The organism is Pseudomonas sp. A214, assembly GCF_900156295.1.
GTDB classification, from domain to species: domain Bacteria; phylum Pseudomonadota; class Gammaproteobacteria; order Pseudomonadales; family Pseudomonadaceae; genus Aquipseudomonas; species Aquipseudomonas rhizophila.
This window is the reverse complement of sequence record NZ_LT707062.1, coordinates 3,810,435-3,829,439: the sequence shown is the minus strand read 5'-3', so window position 1 is coordinate 3,829,439 and position 19,005 is coordinate 3,810,435. Positions and strand designations below refer to the sequence as shown.

The window sequence follows — 19,005 nt, the reverse complement described above, 5'->3', positions numbered from 1 at the left end:
AATTGTCAAAAACCGTGAAAAAAAGGATGCCTCATCGCTAATACGCTGCTACATTTGGCGATGTTAACGTTAACTTTTCTAAAAACAAAAATAAAGAGGGCTTTATGAAACAGCTCAAATCGCTCCTTCCTGCTGCGCTGCTCGGCCTTTGTGTCGGGCTTCCATCCCTCTCGACTGCCGCCAATCTGACGATCTCCTGCGGTGCCGTAGGTGCTGAATTGCAGCTGTGCAAGGAGGCTGTCGAGGCGTGGTCGAAGCAGACCGGCAACAGCGTCGAAGTGGTTTCCACGCCTAACTCGGCCACCGAAAGGTTGTCGTTCTACCAACAAATCCTGAGTGCCCGATCCAGCGACCTCGACATCATTCAAATCGATATGGTGTGGCCGGGGATGCTGGCCAACCATCTGATGGACCTGCGCGAGGTGCTCCCTGCCAACGCGACCGAGGGCTACTTCCAGGCCCAGGTGGATAACGCCACGGTGAACGGCCGGCTGGTGACGATGCCCTGGTTCACTGATTCGGGCCTGCTCTATTACCGCAAGGACTTGCTTGAGAAGTACCACAAACAGGTGCCGCAGACCTGGGAGCAAATGACTGCAATCGCGCGGGAAGTCCAACAGGCTGAGCGTAGCGCCGGGAACGCCAATGCCTGGGGGTACGTCTTTCAGGGCCGCGCCTATGAAGGCCTGACGTGTAATGCACTGGAGTGGATCAGCAGCCAGCCGCAAGGTGGGTTGGTCAACCCACAGGGTGACATCGTGGTCAACAGTCCTGCCGCAAGAACCGCGCTGACGTTGGCCAAGAGCTGGGTAGGAGACATCTCCCCACGTGGCGTACTCAACTACACCGAGGAAGAAGGACGAGGTGTATTCCAGTCGGGCAATGCGCTGTTCATGCGTAACTGGCCGTATGTCTGGGCCCTGGTACAAAGCCCGGAAAGTGTCGTAAAAGACAAGGTCGGCGTGGCGCCCCTGCCCCGCGGTGGCGAGACCGGCACCCACGCCTCCACCCTGGGTGGCTGGGGCCTGGCGGTGTCGCGTTACAGCGCCAATCCAAAGCTTGCCGCGCAGCTGGTGAGCTACCTGAGCAGTGCTCAGCAGCAGAAACATCGTGCCCTGGTCGGCGCCTATAACCCGGTGATCGAGTCACTTTATCAAGACCTCGAGCTGCTCGCGGCGATGCCTTATTACAGTCAACTGCGCAGCATTCTCAAGGATGGGGTCATGCGCCCCGCCTCGATTACCGCCGATCGCTATCCACGTGTCTCCAATGCCTTCTTCGATCAAGTGCATGGTGTGCTGGCCGGCGAGGTGCCGGTCGATCAGGCGCTGGCGGAGCTGGAAAGCGAACTGACACGCATCAAGCGCCGGAACTGGTAAGCCACAAGGAAGGAAATTCACCATGTCTGTCTCCACTACCCTGGCGTCCGGTGACGAGCTGCTGCCCGCCCTGGAAACGCCGGTACAACGCCGCCGGGTTCGCGCCGCCTGGCTGTTCCTGACTCCGATGCTACTGTGCCTGGCCCTGGTGGCGGCCTGGCCGCTGCTGCGTACATTCTGGTTCAGCCTGACCGACGCCAGCCTGGCGGACACCGGTGACGCAAGTTTTATCGGCCTGAGCAATTATCTGCTGCACAACAGCACCGGTTGGTCGGGCATCCTGGTCGATCCACAATGGTGGAACGCGGTGCGCAACACCCTGCATTTCACTGTGGTCTCAGTGGGGTTGGAAATGGTGCTGGGGCTGTTGGTGGCGCTGCTGCTGAACGTCAAGTTCACCGGGCGCGCCTTGGTGCGGGCATTGATTCTGATTCCCTGGGCGATCCCCACCATTGTCTCGGCGAAAATCTGGTCTTGGATGCTCAACGACCAGTTCGGCATCATCAATCATCTGATGCTGGGCGCCGGCCTGATTGACGCGCCCCTGGCCTGGACGGCAGACGCCGACTTGTCGATGTGGGCCGTGATCATCGTCGACGTCTGGAAGACCGTCCCGTTCGTCACGCTGCTGATGCTGGCGGCCTTGCAGATGTTGCCGGGCGATTGCTACGAAGCCGCCCGCGTCGATGGCATTCACCCGCTGAAGGTGTTCTGGCGAGTCACCCTGCCGCTGCTGATGCCTGCGCTGCTGGTGGCGGCGATTTTCCGCATCCTCGATTCGTTGCGGGTGTTTGACGTCATCTATGTGCTGACCTCCAACTCGTCGAGCACCATGAGCATGTCGGTGTACGCCCGCCAGCATCTGATGGAGTTCCAGGACGTCGGCTACGGCAGCGCGGCCTCGACCTTGTTGTTTCTGGTCGTCGCAGTCATCGCCATGATTTATCTGTACCTCGGACGCCGTCAAATGGAGGTTCGCTCATGAGCCCGCGCCTACTGAAAAAAGCGCTGTTGCGCGTCGGATTCTGGTGCCTGATCGCGATTTTGCTGCTGTATGCGGTGTTCCCTTTCTACTACGCCATCGTGACGTCGCTGAAGCCGTCCAGTGCCTTGTTCCAGGTGAGCTACTGGGTCGACAACCCCGACTTCTCCAACTATGCCGCCGTGCTCCACCAGGCCTCGTTCCTGCGGGCAATCGGTAACTCGCTGGTGGTTGCCCTGAGTGTGGTCGCGCTGGCGCTGTTCCTCAGCCTGACCGCCGCCTATGCCTTGGGCCGGGTGAAGTTTCGTGGACGCGGCGCGGTGTTGATAATGGTTCTGGGCGTGTCGATGTTTCCCCAGGTCGCGGTGCTGTCAGGGCTGTTCGAGGTGATCCGTGCCCTGGGCCTGTACAACACGCCCTGGGCGCTGATCCTGAGCTACACGATCTTCACCCTGCCCTTCACCGTCTGGGTGCTGACCACGTTCATGGGCCAACTGCCCCATGAGCTGGAGGAGGCGGCGATCATGGACGGTGCTTCGCCCTGGGTCACCCTGACCCGCGTGTTATTGCCGCTGCTCTGGCCTGCGCTGGTCACCACCGGCCTGCTGGCTTTCATTGCTGCGTGGAACGAGTTCCTGTTTGCCCTGACCTTCACCCTCACCGACACGCAGCGCACGGTGCCGGTAGCCATCGCCCTGATTTCCGGCGGCAGCTCCCATGAGTTGCCTTGGGGGCTGTTGATGGCCGCTTCGGTGCTGGTCACCGTCCCACTGGTGATTCTGGTGCTGATCTTCCAGCGCCGAATCGTTTCCGGTCTCACTACCGGTGCGTTAAAGGGTTGATGCCCAACAAAGACAAGGAACAGCATCGTGATCAAGTTGAAGCTAGACAACGTGAACAAACAATTGGGCGGCATGCGCATTCTTCGCGACGTCAGCCTGGAAATCGCCGCCGGTGAATTCGTGGTGTTCGTCGGCCCCTCGGGCTGCGGAAAATCCACCCTGCTGCGACTGATCGCCGGGCTGGATTCCATCTGCGCCGGCGACCTGTTGATCGACGGGCGCCGGGTCAATGACCTGGAGCCGCGCGAGCGTGGCGTCGGCATGGTGTTTCAGTCCTATGCGCTCTACCCGCACATGAGCGTCTACGACAACATCAGTTTTGGTCTCAAGTTGGCCAAGACCGAAAAGACCAGCCTGCGCGAGCGCGTGCTGAAAACCGCGCAAATACTGCAGTTGGACAAACTGCTGCAACGCAAACCCAAGGAATTATCGGGTGGCCAACGTCAGCGGGTGGCCATGGGCAGGGCTATGGCACGGGAACCGGACATCTTGTTGTTCGATGAGCCGCTGTCCAATCTGGACGCCTCTTTGCGGGTGCAAATGCGCAACGAAATCGCCAGGCTACATGCCCGACTGGGCACGACCATGATCTACGTGACCCACGATCAGGTTGAGGCGATGACCCTGGCCGACAAGATTGTCGTGCTCAATGGCGGACGTATCGAGCAGGTTGGCTCGCCGCGGGAACTCTACGAACGCCCGGCGACTCGTTTTGTCGCCGGTTTCCTCGGCTCGCCAAGGATGAACTTTCTTGCAGCGTTCCTGCATACGCCAGGCGCAAGCAGCCTGGTGGAAAGCCTGGTATTGGGCAGGACCACCCTGCCCTTTGACAGCTCAAGCCTGGCGGCGAACAGCCAACTGAGCCTGGGGATTCGCCCGGAACATGTAGCACTCAAGGCGGCACAGGGCACAGCCGGCATCGCCGTGATCGGGGTCGAATACCTGGGCAGTGAAACCTATGTGCACATCGATACCGGTCAGGATGAGCCGATGATCTGTCGCTGTGAGGTCCACGCCGGGTGGCGAGTGGGTGATCGGGTCGAACTGCAGGTAGAGATCGACAATCTGCACCTGTTCGATGCCGACGGCACGGCCTTGAGGCGCCACCCACAATCCCTCGAAACCCCGTTGGATGACATTGCCCAGCGCTCGGTACGAGCAGGCGCCCTATGACCGTGTGTGTGAATCCCATGAACGCTCCAATATCCGCGACCCTTGAGCTTGCGCAACAGGCGCTGAGCGCTGGTCTGTCTCGCGTCACCGATGACTATCGCCCCGACTATCATCTTGCCCCGCCCGCAGGCTGGATGAACGACCCTAACGGAGTGGTGTACTTTCGCGGCGAGTACCACGTGTTCTATCAACATCACCCCTTCGACGCGAAATGGGGCCCGATGTATTGGGGGCATGCCAAGAGCGCTGACCTGGTCCATTGGCAGCACCTGCCCATCGCACTGGCGCCAGGCGATGACTTTGACCGCGACGGGTGTTTTTCCGGCAGTGCGGTGGTGTGTGGCGACACGTTGGCGTTGATCTACACCGGGCACACCTGGCTGGGGGAAGTGGGTGACGAACGCCAGATCCGCCAGGTTCAGTGTCTTGCCACCAGCGTCGACGGCATCCGGTTCGTCAAGCAGGGTGTCGTCATCGAGACCGCACCGCAAGACACGATCATGCATTTTCGTGATCCCAAGGTCTGGAAGGACAACGACTATTGGTACCTGATTGCCGGCGCACGCCTGGGCGATACGCCTTTACTCCCCTTGTACCGCTCCACCGATCTGCGCGCCTGGGAGTTCCTTGACTATGTAGCCCGCGGCAACGAGGGCGATGGCTATATGTGGGAGTGCCCGGACCTGTTTCGCCTCGATGGGCGCGACGTGCTGCTGTACTCCCCCCAGGGCATGCGCCCCGAGGGTTACGAGCGGCTCAACAAGTACCAGGCCGGTTATCGCGTGGGGCAACTCGACAGCCAATGGCACTTCAGCGGCGGCCCGTTTATCGAGCTGGATAACGGCCATGACTTCTATGCTGCGCAAACGCTGGTGGCTGCTGACGGTCGGCGCCTGGTGTGGGCGTGGCTCGACATGTGGGAAAGTCCGATGCCGAGCCAGGCCCATCACTGGTGCGGCATGCTCGGCCTACCCCGGGAACTGCAGTTGCATGCCGACCGCCTCAGGGTGTTTCCGGCCCGGGAATTGACCGCTTTACGCAAGGCACCGCTGCCGCACACCTCTGCGTGGGTTGGACCGGGCTACGAATGGGTGCCACAGGTCAATGGCGACAGGCTCGAGCTCCATGTGCATCTGGATTTGCTCGGCTGCGCCGAAGGTCACCTGGGTATCGCCTTGCGTTGCAGTGCCGAGGGCGACGAACAAACCCTGCTCTATTACGACGCTTCGCTGCAGCGCCTGGTACTGGATCGCAGTCGTTCGGGCGCGCAGGTGAGCGGTCAGCGCAGCGTGGCGATAGACCACGCCCAGAAGTCCTTGCACCTGCGGGTGTTTCTGGATCGTTCGTCCATCGAGGTGTTTGAGCAAGACGGCCGCTTCAGCCTCAGCAGCCGCGTCTATCCGCGGCCCGACAGCCTGGGGGTAAAACTATTGGCAAGCGGGGCTGGCGGACGCGTCTCCATTGGTAATGCATGGCCGCTGGCTTCCGCATGGCTATGAGCAATGTCATTCGAGTCGCGACAAGCCCGGAGCCTGTGTCATGATTCGGCGTCAACCTGACTGGCCGCACCTCGCATGACTTCAGTGAAAGACGTTGCACAGCTGGCCGGCGTGTCCCTGATGACGGTTTCTCGAGCGCTCAACAATCCGGAAAAACTGAGCCCCGAAACCCTTCAGCGGGTGCGTCGCGCCATTGACGAACTGCAATTCGTACCGAGCCTTTCGGCGCGCAGGATGCGCGGGGACAATCTCCAGGCGCGAACCATCGGTGTGTTCGCACTGGATACCGCGACCACACCTTTCGCAGTCGAGCTGTTGCTGTCCATCGAGCAGACCGCGCAGCAAGCCGGTTGGAATGTGTTTATCCTCAACCTGTTGAGCAACCCGCCCACCGAGCAGAACATCGACCTGATGATGTCGCACCGTCCCGACGGGTTGATCTTCAGTGCCATGGGATTGCGCCAGGTGAGCATCCCCGAGCGCCTGAAAAGCAAACCACTGGTACTCGCCAATTGCCTGGCCGATGACACTCGCCTGGTCAGCTATGTGCCCGACGATGAAACGGGGCAGCATCGAGCGGTGCATCACGCCTTGAGCCAAGGCTATCGGCGCCCTCTGTGTATCAATCTGCCAAAACAGAGCCTTGCCTGGAGCCTGCGACAAGAAGGGTTGCAACGTGCCTGCCAGGCCTTTGGGCTGGCGCCTGAAGCACTTCTGCAATACGACCTTTCCGATCACGATGCCTACGGTGAAACCGCAGCCATTCTCGACCGGCACATCATCGAGGGGCGACCGCAGTTCGACATTCTGATCTGCGGCAACGACCGTATCGCCTTCTGTGCCTATCAGTTGTTGTTGGGCCGTGGCCTGAAGATTCCCAGCGATGTTGCGGTGCTCGGCTATGACAACATGATCGGCATCGCCGAGCTGTTCATTCCGCCACTGACCACGGTCCAACTGCCGTACTACGAGATCGGTCGCAGGGCTGCCCGGCACCTGATCGAGAACCTCGAGGTGTCGGGCGCCCAGCCGGTAGATTGCCCATTGGTAGTCAGGGCGTCGCTGTAAGCCGAGTCTGTATTGGGCACGCTCTGAGCTGTCTCAAAGCGTCCGGACACTGCTTTATCAAGCAATCAGATCGTTGGCACTGAAGGTATTGACGCCCAGTAGCTGGATTTCGAAATCCGCATCCAGATTGTCGTTGATGTTGCCGTAAAGCACCTGATCGACGAAGCGCAATTGCCCCGCGCTCGTGAAGTCGTTCGAGTCGATGAAGCTGAACCCGTTGATTGGCATGGTCAGGAAATCGGCAGCCAGTTTCGATAGGTCAATCTTATCGCCCAGAATGCTGCTGAAGTCGGTAATGACGTCGCGAGCGCTTCCCTTACCCAGTTCATCCAACGCACTGAAAACAAATCGATCGGCTCCAGTGCCGCCAGTGAGCGTGTCACTGCCAATGCCGCCGATCAGCGTGTCATCGCCTGCGCCGCCGTTGAGTTTATCGTTGCCTGCTCCACCGTTCAGCACGTTGTTGCCGGTGTTGCCGTTCAGCACGTTGCCCAGGGCGTTGCCGGTACCATTGAGGTGGGTGCTGCCGACCAGGGTGAGGTTTTCCAGGTTAGCACCCAGGCTCCAACTCACCGAGGAGCGCACGGTATCGATCTCGCTAACCGTGGTGCTGGTTTCGATGACGATGTCCCTGAGGTTGTCGACCACATAAGTGTCATTGCCGGTGCCGCCGATCAGCGTGTCGATACCGCTGCCACCGTCCAGGGTGTCGTTACCTGCTCCGCCGTTCAGCACATTGTTGCCAACGTTGCCAATCAGCACGTTACCCAATGTGTTGCCGTTGCCATTGAGGTGGGTGCTGCCGATCAGAGTGAGGTTTTCCAGGTTGGCACCCAGGGACCAGCTCACCGAGGAGCGCACGGTATCAATCTCGCTAACCGTGGTGCTGGTTTCGCGGACGATGTCCCTGAGGTTGTCGACCACGTAAGTGTCCTTGCCCGTGCCACCGATCAGCGTGTCGACACCACTGCCACCGTCCAGGGTGTCGTTACCTGCTCCACCGTTCAGCACATTGTTGCCGACGTTGCCAATCAGCACGTTACCCAATGTGTTGCCGGTGCCATTGAGGTGGGTACTGCCGATCAGGGTGAGGTTTTCCAGGTTGGCACCCAGGGACCAGCTCACCGAGGAGCGTACGGTATCGATTTCGCTGGCCAGGGTGCTGGTTTCGCGGACGACATCCCTGAGGTTGTCGACCACGTAGGTGTCGTTGCCGGTGCCACCGATCAGCGTGTCGATGCCCCTGCCACCGTCCAGTGTGTCGTTTCCTGCGCCACCGTTCAGCACATTGTTGCCTGCATTGCCGATCAGCACATTGCGCAGGGCATTGCCGGTGCCACTGAGGTGAGCAGTGCCTATCAGGGCGAGGTTTTCCAGATTGGCGCCCAGGGTCCAGCTCACCGAGGAGCGCACGGTATCGATTTCACTGGCTAGCGTGCTGGTTTCGCGGACGACATCCCTGAGGTTGTCGACCACGTAGGTGTCGTTGCCGGTGCCGCCGATCAGCGTGTCGATACCAGTGCCACCGTTCAGCAGATTGTTGCCGACGTTGCCCATCAGCACGTTGTTCAGGGCGTTGCCGGAGCCACTGAGGTGGGCAGTGCCTATCAGGGCGAGGTTTTCCAGATTGGCCCCCAGAGACCAGCTCACCGAGGAGCGCACCGTATCGATTTCACGGGCCAGGGTGCTGGTCTCACGAACGATGTCCCTGAGGTTGTCGACCACGTAGGTGTCATTGCCGGTGCCGCCGATCAGCGTGTCGATACCACTGCCACCGTCCAGTGTGTCGTTGCCTGCTCCTGCGTTGAGCACGTTATTGCCCGCATTACCCGTCAGGACGTTACGCAGGGCATTACCGGTGCCGCTGAGGTGAGCAGCGCCGGTCAGGGCAAGGTTTTCCAGATTAGCGCCCAGGGTCCAGCTCACCGAGGAGCGCACCGTATCGATTTCACTGGCCAGGGTGCTGGTCTCACGAACAATGTCCCTGAGGTTGTCGACCACGTAGGTGTCATTGCCGGTACCACCGATCAGCGTGTCGATCCCCCCGCCGCCGTTCAGCAGGTTGCTGCCGGCGTTACCGACCAGTACGTTGCCCAGCGTGTTGCCGGTGCCATTGAGTGAGGCTGACCCGATCAGCGTGAGGTTTTCCAGATTGCTGCCCAGGGTCCAGTTCACCGAGGAACGCACCGTATCCACTTCGCTGACCAGGGTGCTGGTTTCGCTGATCAGGTCACTGATGTTATCGACCACGTAGGTGTCGTTGCCAGTGCCACCGATCAGCGTGTCGATACCACTGCCACCATCCAGGGTGTCGCTGCCCGCCCCTCCTGAAAGGGTGTTGGCGCCAGCGTTACCGGTGATGCGGTTGTTCAGCGCGTTGCCGGTACCGTCGAGGTTGCCGGTGCCGCTCAGTGTCAGGTTCTCAAGGTTGCTGCCAAGAATGTAGTTGATTGATGAAACAACGCTGTCGATTCCGCTATTGAGGGCACTGCTTTCCTGAACCACGTCACCGCTGTTGTCGACGACGTAAGTATCGTTACCCGCCCCGCCGATCATCAAGTCCTTGCCGGCACGGCCATTCAGCAGGTTGTTTAGTGCGTTACCAATGAGCGTGTCGTCATTGGCCGAGCCGACTGCGTTTTCAATTTTTGCGCCATAGGCGATCGCCAGCCCGTCGTTGAACGCCGCCTGGGTGTCTAGGTCGATGAACGCTTGCCCTATTTTGCTGAACTGGCCTTCATTCAGATTGATGCGCACCGCTGCGAGCTGATTGGTGGCATCGATAGTGTCATTGCCGCCTGCGTCCCAAATCGTTTCGAAAACCGATTGGTCTGCCGCCCAACTGTATGTGTTGTTGCCGGTCTGCCACTGAGTGTTGGCCCCATAGAGACTCTGGATGGCGGCAATGTCCAGCAGCATGGGCGTGGTTGGCTCATAGGAATAAGCACTGTCGTAACTCATGATGGTATAGCGGACATCATCGAACTGAGGCGCCAGTACCGTGGGGTTTGACAGGCTTTGCGAGAACGGGTGCTTGAGGCCCAGAGCATGGCCGATCTCATGCATAAAAGTCAGATAGTCGTACGTACCTTTGACCGGAGTCGGGTCGTTCGTCACTGGCCCGATCCAGACATCACCGGCACTGGGTGTGTGAGCGGGAAAATAGCCCCAGGCAGCGGTGTCTTCGTCCATATCCAGATAGCCGCCGAAGCGCAGATCACCGACGTTGGTGGAGGACTCGCTGACCCGTGTGAATTTGAGGTTGGCGACCGAACTCCAGGTGCCGAGCGCGCTGACGATGGCGTTTTGCTGCGCTGACGTCAGGAGATAGATGGACTCATATTCACTATCACTGCTGTAATTGATGGCGAAACGTGAGTCCGCCGTGACGAAGCTATACGTCAGGGGCGTGGTAAACGTGCCGGTGCTCCACGAGTTGCCCATCCAATAGGTGCCATAAAGCAAGCTATTGACCTGCGCATTGCCGGTCAGCTTTGCGGACGAAACAAACGAGTAACCAACGGGATGGGGCATGTGAAGCTTCCTTGGGCAGTCTGTGGCCTTTCCTGGGTGCGGCCATTACAGAGGGATATTTTGCATTAGAATGAGTGGATTTAACATCATCTTGCCACTATTTTTGTCTTCAGTGAGATGACGGTGCAACGAGCCATTCGTTGACCCTGCGGATATCCTCCTCCCCCAATCTGCCGCTCCAGCGATGCAGCACCAGCAAACTGGTCACGAACTTGTATTGGGACTGATTGAAGTCGCGCCGTGCGCGAAACTCTTCCTTGATACTGTCCAGCACATCGACGGCATTCTTGACGCCGTATCCGAAGGCCTTCTCGGTGCCTATCCGTGATTTTTCGGCGGATTCCAAGGCGCGTTGTGTTGCCTTGATTCGGCTGAGCCCGGTTGTCACGCCAAGATAGGCCGTTCGGGTTTGCGTGATGACCTGACGCCGCAAGGCTTCCAGCTCTTGCTCGGCGACTTCCTTATCGTTTTCGGAGCTTGATACTCGGGCACGGGTGGAGCCGCCGCTATAGAGCGGCACCTGCAAGTCCAGAGAGGCGACGAGATTGTCCGAACGAGGCGCCAACGCGCCTTCATAGCCGATATCACTGCGTTGCGCGGTCAAGTTCAGCCCCAACCGTGGCAGATGTCCCGCCCTGGCTTCACCGATAGCGGCCTCGGCGGCGCGGATACTGTGCTCGCGGGCAAGCAGTGCCGGGTTACTGTCCAGTGCCGTCTGCACCCAATGGTCCTGCGCTTGCGCAGGTAAACTGAAGGCTGGATTGCCAGCCATGCGTTTGAGCGGCTCACGGATATCACGCCCCACCAGTTCGGACATGGCTTGACGACTCACCTCGACCTCATTGCTGGCTTCGATCTCATCCGCCCTGAGCGCATCCACACGCGCCTCAAGGTCAAGTACATCAGTCACCATCGCCATTTTGCGTGCATACAGCGCGTGGGTCCGTTTGAGGTTGCGCTCGGTCGCGTCCAGCTCGCTGCGTACCAGGGCCAATTCGTCCTCCGCCGCGAGAACCGCGAAGTAGCGCTCGGACAAATCAATGCTGGCCTGCACTTGAGTGTCATCGGACTCGTACTCGCTCTGGCGGGCCAGCTCTATGTACTTTTGGTAGCTGCGCCAGACCTGCGGATCGTAAATAACCTGATTGAGCATCATCGCCAGGCGTTTGCCGTTGTATTGGATACGATTCAAATCGTCGTCGCGCCGACTGCGGTTAACACTGCCGCTGGCATTGAGCTGTGGCAGCAGTTGACCAAAGGCCGCCCGCTCGCTGCCCTCACCACTACGGACCATCGCTTGTGCCCGTAAAATACGCGGGTCAGCCACTTGGGCTTCCTGATGCAGTTGCAACAGATCTGTGTAAGGGAGCGCCGAGCTGTCGTCAGCGAGAGCGCCAAGTGGCACGAGGGCCAGACTCATCGCGATCAGAAGCTTCATGTCAATCCTCGATCAACGAACGGGCAAACGCATTGCTGGCCGGCTGCATCAAATACTGCAACAGCGTCCGCGCGCCCGTATTAATCAGCACTTCGACCGGCATTCCCGGTACCAGAGTGAGATCGCCCAGGGCCTGACGCCCCTTGTCGGTCAGGGCCACGCGTGCCAGGTAATAAGCGGCACCGGTGTCCTTGTTGATCAGGCGATCAGCTGATATCTGCACCAGTTGCCCTTCGATGACTGGCGTGGTGCTGCTCTTGAACGCACTGAAGCGAATGTCCGCCAGTTTGCCCAGTGCGACACGGTCGATGTCCATCGGTGACAGCTGTGCTTCAACAATCAGTTCTTCGTTGGCCGGGACGATGTCCAACAGCGCAGTGCCTGGACTGACCACTGCGCCCAGCGTGTGTACGGTCATACCCATGACCATTCCCGACTCGGGCGCGAGGATATCGGTGCGTTGGTCGCGGTCCTGCAGGGTGGCCAGCCGCTCGCGCAATTCATAGACCTTGGTCTGCGCATCGCCCAGCAGACCTGCGACCTCGGTGGCAAAAGTCTTTTTCAGTTGCAGTATCTTCAACCGCGCCTCGTCGATATGAACCCGCGCTCGCGCGCTTTCGGAGCGGCTTTCAGCAATTTCGGCCTGCAGCCGAGAAAGACTTCGCTCTTGCTCGCGCAGACGCTGCTTGTCCACGTAGCCTTCGGCGAGCAATGCACGCAAGTCGACAATCTCTTCTTCATAGGAAACGGCGAGCATCTGTTTGCTGGCGATGACGGCCTTGAATCCGCGGATCTGTTCTTCGATTTGTCCGATGGACTTCTCCAGCAAGCCGATTTCGCCCAGCAACGAGGTCCGTCGGGTCTGGAAGATCCGCCCTTCACTGTCGCGAGCCTCGCGCACTCGGGGATCATTGGGATCCAGCGTAGGCACGAGCGGTGGCTCGGGCAGCGCATCACGTTCAGCCACCAATCGGGCCTGGAGTTCGAGCGCGGCGATCAACTGGCTACGCATGGCTTCCATTTCCGAACGCGCCTGGGTGTTGTCGAGTACCAACAACACATCGCCGGCTTTCACCAGGTCACCGTCATGCACGCGCAGTTCGCGCACAATGCCGCCCTCAAGATGTTGTACGGTCTTGCGATAGCTCTTGACGGTTACCACACCCGGCGCGAGCGCAGCACTGTCGAGCGGAGCCAGGGTAGCCCAGCCGCCAAACAGGCCAAAGGTGACCAGCAGCATCAAGTAGCCGATGCGCCGTACTGGTTTGTCATCGATTGGCAGCCCGGACATATCGACGGATGAGTGCTTAGTGTCTTGCATAACGTTGTTCATCCGTCCCTACGATTCAACCGCGGCAGCCTGGTGGGCCGTCGGCGTCGCGCCCTGTAGCCGTGCCAGGACCTTGTCGCGCGGCCCGAACAGACTCAGCTCGCCGTGATTGAGAACCAGCAGTTTGTCCACCTGCGCCAACACCCCGGAACGATGGGTAATGACAAACACCGTGGCCCGATTCTGCCGCAGTTTCTGCAGCGCTTCGGCGAGCATTTTTTCTCCAGCGTCATCCAGATTGGAGTTCGGCTCGTCAAGTACCACCAGACGCGGCTCGCCGTACAAGGCGCGGGCCAGCCCGATGCGTTGCCGCTGGCCGCCAGAGAGTCCACCGCCATTGGCGCCAATCAAGGTGTCGTAGCCATCGGGCAGTTGCAGCACCAGGTCATGTACACCGGCCATGCGCGCGGCGGCGACCACTGCAGGCGCATTCACCGGGCCGAAGCGTGAGATATTCTGGCTGATGCTGCCCTCGAACAGTTCTATGTCCTGGGGCAAATAGCCGATGTACTGGCCCAGTTCGTCCCGGCGCCATTGGCTGATGTCTGCACCGTCCAGGCGCACGGTTCCGGCCAGGTTTGGCCAGATCCCCAGCAACGCCCTGGCCAGGGTCGACTTTCCTGCGCCGCTGGGACCAATGATCCCCACCACTTCACCAGCGGCCACCTGGAAGTCCACGCCGCGAATAATCGGCTTGCGATTGTCCGGGGACCCCACTGAAAGCCCCTCGACGCGAATCGCCCCTTCAGGTGCGGGCAACGACATGCGCTCAGGCTCGGCGGCGATCTTGACCAGCAACTCGTGTAATCGGGCATATTGCGAGCGTGCGCCAAGAAAGCCTTTCCAGACGCCGATCAACTGATCGATAGGCGCCAGGGCGCGCCCCAGTAAAATGGAGCCGGCAATCATCAGCCCGGGCGAAATCTCATGATTGATCGTCAAGTAGGCGCCCTGGCCCAACATCAGCGACTGAACAATCTGGCGGAACGTCCTGGACATCGCCATCATGGTCGCGGCGCGGTCGCTGGCCAGGCTTTGCAAGGTCAGGACCTTATGGATTTGCCCGTTCCAGTGCTGACGCAGACTTGCAAGCATGCCCATGGATTCGACCACTTCGGCATTGCGCAGGCTCTTGTTAGTGAAGGTGGTAGCCGCGATCTGCTCGCGGTTGGCCGCCTGCAACGGTGCATGAGTGAGCTTCTCGTTGATGAACGCCAACGCCCCTAGCATCACCGCACTCACGACCCCCATCCACCCGTACCATGGATGAAAAATGAACATCACCGCCAGGTAGATCGGAATCCACGGAGCATCGAAAAAGGCAAACAAGCCGTTACCGGTCAGAAACTGGCGCAAGGCGTTCAGGTCGCTCAACGGCTGGGCGGTGGCATTCATGCCGTTGGTGTTGAGTGCCCGCTTGAAACTGGCGTCGAACAGACGCTGGCCCAGCAGCGTGTCCAGGCGAGTACTGATTCGTACCATAATCCGCGAACGAACCCACTCCAGGCCGCCCATCGTGATCATCAACAGCAACATGATCAGCGTGAGCATCAATAAAGTCGACTGGCTGGCGCTTCCTACTGCACGGTCATACACCTGCAACATGTAGAACGATGGAACCAGCATCAGCAAATTGACGAAAAAACTGAAAAAACCGACGCAAAGAAAACTGCCTTTGCATAGGGCAAGGGCACCTTCCAGCTCGGTCCTGGGGTGGGCTGACATGATTCTTACCTGAGGCCCGCTGATGGGCAGACCTGCGAAAACCTAGTGGGTACAGGCGCACATACGCCTTGAGTATTGGGGGCGACCCCCTCTGAAGCGCTTGCGCAATCAGGATCTACGCGCGCTGTATCGGCATGTGTGTGCGGTTCTGAAGGGTACCCTCAAAGGATCGCCATCGCCTGTTCTTACATCTTTGTCGCCCCACCTCTGCGCCTGCCCACCTCTGGCTGGACTACTTTGCGAACAACTGGCTCATATCCTTGAACGCCTTGAATTCAAGCGCGTTACCGCAAGGGTCGAACAGGAACATCGTCGCCTGCTCACCCACCTGCCCCTTGAAGCGAATGTAGGGTTCAATCACAAACTGGGTACCGAAGGATTTCAAGCGTTCGGCCAGTGCTTCCCATTCCTCCCAGCCCAAAATGATGCCGAAATGAGGAACAGGTACGTCATGGCCGTCCACCGGGTTGCTGTGAACGCTTTCCTGGGCCGCGGTTTTTGGCTGCTCATGGATCACCAACTGGTGGCCGTAAAAGTTGAAATCGACCCAGTGGGCGCTGGAGCGCCCCTCTTGCAGTCCGAACACTTCACCATAAAAGGTGCGTGCGCCAGCGAGGTCGTAAACCGGGATTGCCAAGTGGAAGGGAGAGAGGTTCATCAGGACTCCTTTTTTGTGCTTTTTGGGTGAGGCCATCGTAGAGCGGCGCTACAGGCGGAAAAATCAATATATATTGCTTAGAAACACAATTAATATTTGTGAATGATTAAAGAACTCAAGACGCTCCTCGCCGTCGCACGGGAAGGCACTTTCGCTGCGGCCGGGAACAGGATCGGCCTCACACAGGCCGCCGTGAGCGCGCAAATCCAGCGTCTGGAGGCGCAGCTGGGCTTCGAGATATTCGACAGGAAAGGACGCTCGGCGCACCTCAACCGCAAGGGCCACCAAGTGCTCTTGCAGGCACAAGAGTTGCTGCGCCTCTACGACAACCTGGGCTGCGGCACCGCCGAACTTGCGACCAATGTCCTAGTGAACATCGGCGCCATTGCGTCCGTTCAGCGTTCCTATTTGCCGGACGCTTTGGCCAGGTTCCATCAGCAATGCCCTCAGTGCCGTACTCGGGTGTTGCCGGGGCTGTCGATGGAGCTGGTCAATCTGGTGGACGCTGGCGAAATCGACATGGCGGCCATCATCCGTCCGCCCTTCTCGCTTCAGAGCGACCTGCGCTGGACGACCCTGACACTTGAGCCGTATCGATTGATCGTTGCCCGCGAAGTGCCAGGGGAAGATTGGGCGACACTCCTTTCCAGCCTTCCATTCATTCGATATGACCGTGCTTCATTCGGTGGCCGGCAGGTGGATCGTTTCCTGCGGCAAATGCATTTCACCGTGCGCGAGGTGTGTGAACTGGATGAACTGGAGGCCATCATCAAGCTGGTTGAAAACGGTGTGGGAGTGGCATTGGTCCCGCAAACATCGGCCCATGACTGGCCGGCGGGTGTCAGAGCCCTGGACCTTGGTCAGCACACCTTCCATCGGGATATCGGACTGGTGCATCGGTCGGGACAAAGCCTCACCGAACCGGTGCGGACTTTGGCTCAACTGATTGCCGAACAAGCCAGGACCGGTTCTGAGTAAAAAAGCTTTTGTCGACCGAATGATCTATACCTTCAGATACACGCAGTCAGGCCGACAGCGTTGATAGGCAACAATAAAAAAGCCGTGGTGAACATCGCAGGATGATGTTTCTGGCGCCGTGGGTTTGGAATGGCGCATCACTTTCAATGCCTGAAGTATCGATCATGAGCTGGATCAAACGCGTATTGGAAGGCCGTACCAAAGCACTCTCGCGCCTATGCCTGGTGCTGCCGACGCTGATTGTCTGTAGCGCCTACGCCGCACCTTTGACGATTGAACTGCACATTCTGGACGCGCCGCCGTTGACGTTTGTCGATGACCCCAAGGGGCACGGAATTGTCGGCGATGTTGCCGTAGCGGCCATGACCAAGGCCGGGTATACCGTGCAGTTCCATATCCTTCCTTGGGCCCGCTCACAGAAGCACGTCAGCGAACAGCGCAATCACCTGATCGCGCCCTTGTCGCGCACGCCGGAACGCGAGGATCGCTTTACCTGGATCGCTTCGGTCATGCCCATGGAACGCGCCTTCTTCACCCTCGACCGGCAAGTGAGCAGTTTCGCCGAAGCCCGGCAAACCTACCGCAAGATCGGCGTCGGCCTGGGAAGTGCGCAGCAGGAGATCCTGCGCACCGAAGGGTTCAGCGATGAGCAGATCTACCCGCTGGTCATTGGCGACAACCCCGCCCAGATGCTCTTGATGGGACGTATCGACGCTTGGTTCAACGGCGTCCCTGAGAGTCGGTATATCTGGCCCAAGGTGTCCAAGCGCGAACTGCTCATGAGCCCGGTCAATAGCAGTGCCGATCTCTATCTGGCCTGCTCCAAACGGTGCTCCCCGAAAATGGTCAAGAAGCTGCGGGCGGCCGTTGAAAGCCTTCGCGCCAGCGGCGAAATCCAGCGCATCCATGACCGCTATCTGCCGCAGTAGCGTTCTTCACGCAGGTAATTCGGTGCATCTGGCAACCTGAAGGGACATCAACGCAATTGATAGCCGCCTAACGAAAGCCCTCAGCTAGAGCGCTGGGCGATGTCTTATATCATTCCGAATGATAGTTACCTTTGCTTCATTCGATTCGTGCCTCACCGCCTCCCCACGCATCATCCGCCCATCTCAATACTCTTGGCGGATGCTATCCATGGAATATTCACTTTCAAAATTGCGCTTTCCCCTGGCACTGATGGCGGTGCTGGTGATGAGTGCATGCGGCAAGACCCCAGATACGGCGGCTTCCATGCCGGCGGCCAAAGTCAGTGTGGCCAAGGTGCTGGAGCAGCCGGTCAACGAGTGGGACGAATTCACCGGGCGCCTCGAGGCACCTGAAACCGTTGAGATCCGACCCCGCGTTTCAGGACAGATCGATAACGTAGCGTTCACCGAAGGCGCTCTGGTCAAGAAAGGCGACCTGTTGTTCCAGATCGATCCGCGTCCCTTCCAGGCTGAAGTGCGTCGCCTCGAAGCCCAGTTGTCCCAGGCCCGAGCGACGGCTACCCGTAGCGAGAACGAAGCCAAGCGTGGCGAGCGCCTGCGCTTGAGCAATGCCATTTCCGCCGAGCTGGCAGATTCGCGTACCAGTGCTGCCCAGGAAGCCCGCGCTGCCGCTGCGGCGATCCAGGCACAACTGGACCTGGCCAAACTGAACCTGAGCTTCACCCGGGTCACTTCGCCTATCAGCGGTCGCGTCAGCCGGGCGGACATCACCGCCGGCAACCTGGTGACCGCCGATGTCACGCCGCTCACCAGCGTGGTGTCCACCGACAAGGTCTACGCCTACTTCGATGCCGACGAGCGCGTCTTCCTCAAGTACACCCGCCTCGCCCGCGAAGGCCAGCGTGGTCAGGCCACTCCGGTCTACATGGGCCTGTCCAACGAGGAAGGTAATCCGCACCTGGGCCATATGAATTTCATCGACAACCAGGTCAATCCACAGACCGGTACCATTCGTGGTCGCGCGGTGTTCGACAACAAGGATGGCGCCTACACCCCTGGGCTGTATGCCCGGCTGAAACTGGTGGGCAGCGGCACTTACTCGGCCGTGCTGATCAACGACGAAGCCGTCGGCACCGACCTTGGCAAGAAATTCGTGCTGGTGATGGACGCCGACAATAAGCCGGCCTACCGCGCTGTCGAGCTGGGACCGAAGATCGAAGGCCTGCGCATCGTGCGCAACGGCTTGAGCAAGGACGACACCATCATCGTCAAGGGCCTGCAACGCGCTCGCCCCGGTACACCAGTCACGCCTGAAACCGTGCCGATGGCCAGCGAAGAAACCATTGCCGCCCTGGCACAACAACGAAAAGCGCTCGAAGCCAGCAACCTGCCCCAAGTCGCGCCTGCCAAGGCTGCTTCCGGATCGGCAGGCAAACTGGCCGCAGCGACCCCACGCGGTTAAGGGACTGA

At 59.4% G+C, this 19,005-nt stretch carries 14 protein-coding genes; 9 read left to right on the top strand and 5 right to left on the bottom strand.

Annotated elements, in window-relative coordinates; genetic code table 11:
* Window positions 1-104: 104 nt before the first annotated feature.
* The 6 genes from BW979_RS17105 to BW979_RS17080 all read left to right on the top strand — a co-directional run bounded on the left by BW979_RS17105 (window position 105) and on the right by BW979_RS17080 (window position 6,943).
* Complete coding sequence (locus BW979_RS17105; RefSeq protein WP_076384627.1) at window positions 105-1,379, top strand: ABC transporter substrate-binding protein; 1,275 nt, start codon at window positions 105-107, stop codon at window positions 1,377-1,379.
* Between the two features lie 22 nt (window positions 1,380-1,401).
* Window positions 1,402-2,364 carry a carbohydrate ABC transporter permease gene (locus BW979_RS17100; protein WP_076384625.1) on the top strand — a complete coding sequence of 321 codons (963 nt, stop codon included), beginning with the start codon at window positions 1,402-1,404 and terminating at the stop codon, window positions 2,362-2,364.
* Window positions 2,361-3,203, top strand: a complete 843-nt coding sequence (locus BW979_RS17095) for a carbohydrate ABC transporter permease (RefSeq protein WP_047226425.1) — start codon at window positions 2,361-2,363, stop codon at window positions 3,201-3,203. Before BW979_RS17100 ends, BW979_RS17095 begins: the two co-directional genes overlap by 4 nt.
* 27 nt (window positions 3,204-3,230) lie before the next feature.
* Window positions 3,231-4,376, top strand: a complete 1,146-nt coding sequence (locus tag BW979_RS17090; protein WP_076384623.1) for an ABC transporter ATP-binding protein — start codon at window positions 3,231-3,233, stop codon at window positions 4,374-4,376.
* Window positions 4,373-5,875, top strand: coding sequence for a glycoside hydrolase family 32 protein (locus BW979_RS17085; RefSeq protein WP_076384621.1), 1,503 nt, complete (start codon window positions 4,373-4,375; stop codon window positions 5,873-5,875). Before BW979_RS17090 ends, BW979_RS17085 begins: the two co-directional genes overlap by 4 nt.
* A 75-nt stretch (window positions 5,876-5,950) precedes the next feature.
* The gene (locus tag BW979_RS17080; protein ID WP_047226423.1) at window positions 5,951-6,943 is read left to right on the top strand and encodes a LacI family DNA-binding transcriptional regulator; all 993 of its coding nucleotides are present in this window, start codon (window positions 5,951-5,953) and stop codon (window positions 6,941-6,943) included.
* 57 nt (window positions 6,944-7,000) lie between these two features.
* Here the strand turns inward: BW979_RS17080 and BW979_RS17075 are convergent, their stop codons facing one another.
* From BW979_RS17075 to BW979_RS17055, 5 genes are all read right to left on the bottom strand, one after another.
* Complete coding sequence (locus BW979_RS17075) at window positions 7,001-10,477, bottom strand: M10 family metallopeptidase C-terminal domain-containing protein (RefSeq protein ID WP_076384619.1); 3,477 nt, start codon at window positions 10,475-10,477, stop codon at window positions 7,001-7,003.
* A gap of 109 nt (window positions 10,478-10,586) precedes the next feature.
* Window positions 10,587-11,915: a TolC family outer membrane protein gene (locus BW979_RS17070; protein ID WP_047229091.1), complete on the bottom strand. Its 1,329-nt coding sequence runs from the start codon at window positions 11,913-11,915 to the stop codon at window positions 10,587-10,589.
* A 1-nt stretch (window position 11,916) separates the two neighbouring features.
* Entirely contained in the window at window positions 11,917-13,236 is a 1,320-nt protein-coding gene (locus BW979_RS17065) for an HlyD family type I secretion periplasmic adaptor subunit (RefSeq protein ID WP_076384617.1), read from the bottom strand.
* 18 nt (window positions 13,237-13,254) lie between these two features.
* Window positions 13,255-14,970 (bottom strand): type I secretion system permease/ATPase, encoded by a 1,716-nt coding sequence (locus BW979_RS17060; RefSeq protein ID WP_076384615.1) that lies wholly within the window; start codon window positions 14,968-14,970, stop codon window positions 13,255-13,257.
* Between the two features lie 232 nt (window positions 14,971-15,202).
* Window positions 15,203-15,628, bottom strand: coding sequence for a VOC family protein (locus tag BW979_RS17055; protein WP_076384613.1), 426 nt, complete (start codon window positions 15,626-15,628; stop codon window positions 15,203-15,205).
* A 102-nt stretch (window positions 15,629-15,730) separates the two neighbouring features.
* On the opposite strand from BW979_RS17055, the gene BW979_RS17050 reads away from it, so the two are divergent.
* From BW979_RS17050 to mexE, 3 genes are all read left to right on the top strand, one after another.
* Window positions 15,731-16,606 (top strand): LysR family transcriptional regulator, encoded by an 876-nt coding sequence (locus tag BW979_RS17050; protein ID WP_076384611.1) that lies wholly within the window; start codon window positions 15,731-15,733, stop codon window positions 16,604-16,606.
* 164 nt (window positions 16,607-16,770) lie between these two features.
* Window positions 16,771-17,535: a substrate-binding periplasmic protein gene (locus tag BW979_RS17045; RefSeq protein ID WP_076386646.1), complete on the top strand. Its 765-nt coding sequence runs from the start codon at window positions 16,771-16,773 to the stop codon at window positions 17,533-17,535.
* Window positions 17,536-17,743: 208 nt separating this feature from the next.
* Complete coding sequence (gene mexE, locus BW979_RS17040) at window positions 17,744-18,997, top strand: multidrug efflux RND transporter periplasmic adaptor subunit MexE (RefSeq protein ID WP_076384609.1); 1,254 nt, start codon at window positions 17,744-17,746, stop codon at window positions 18,995-18,997.
* Window positions 18,998-19,005 lie beyond the last annotated feature (8 nt).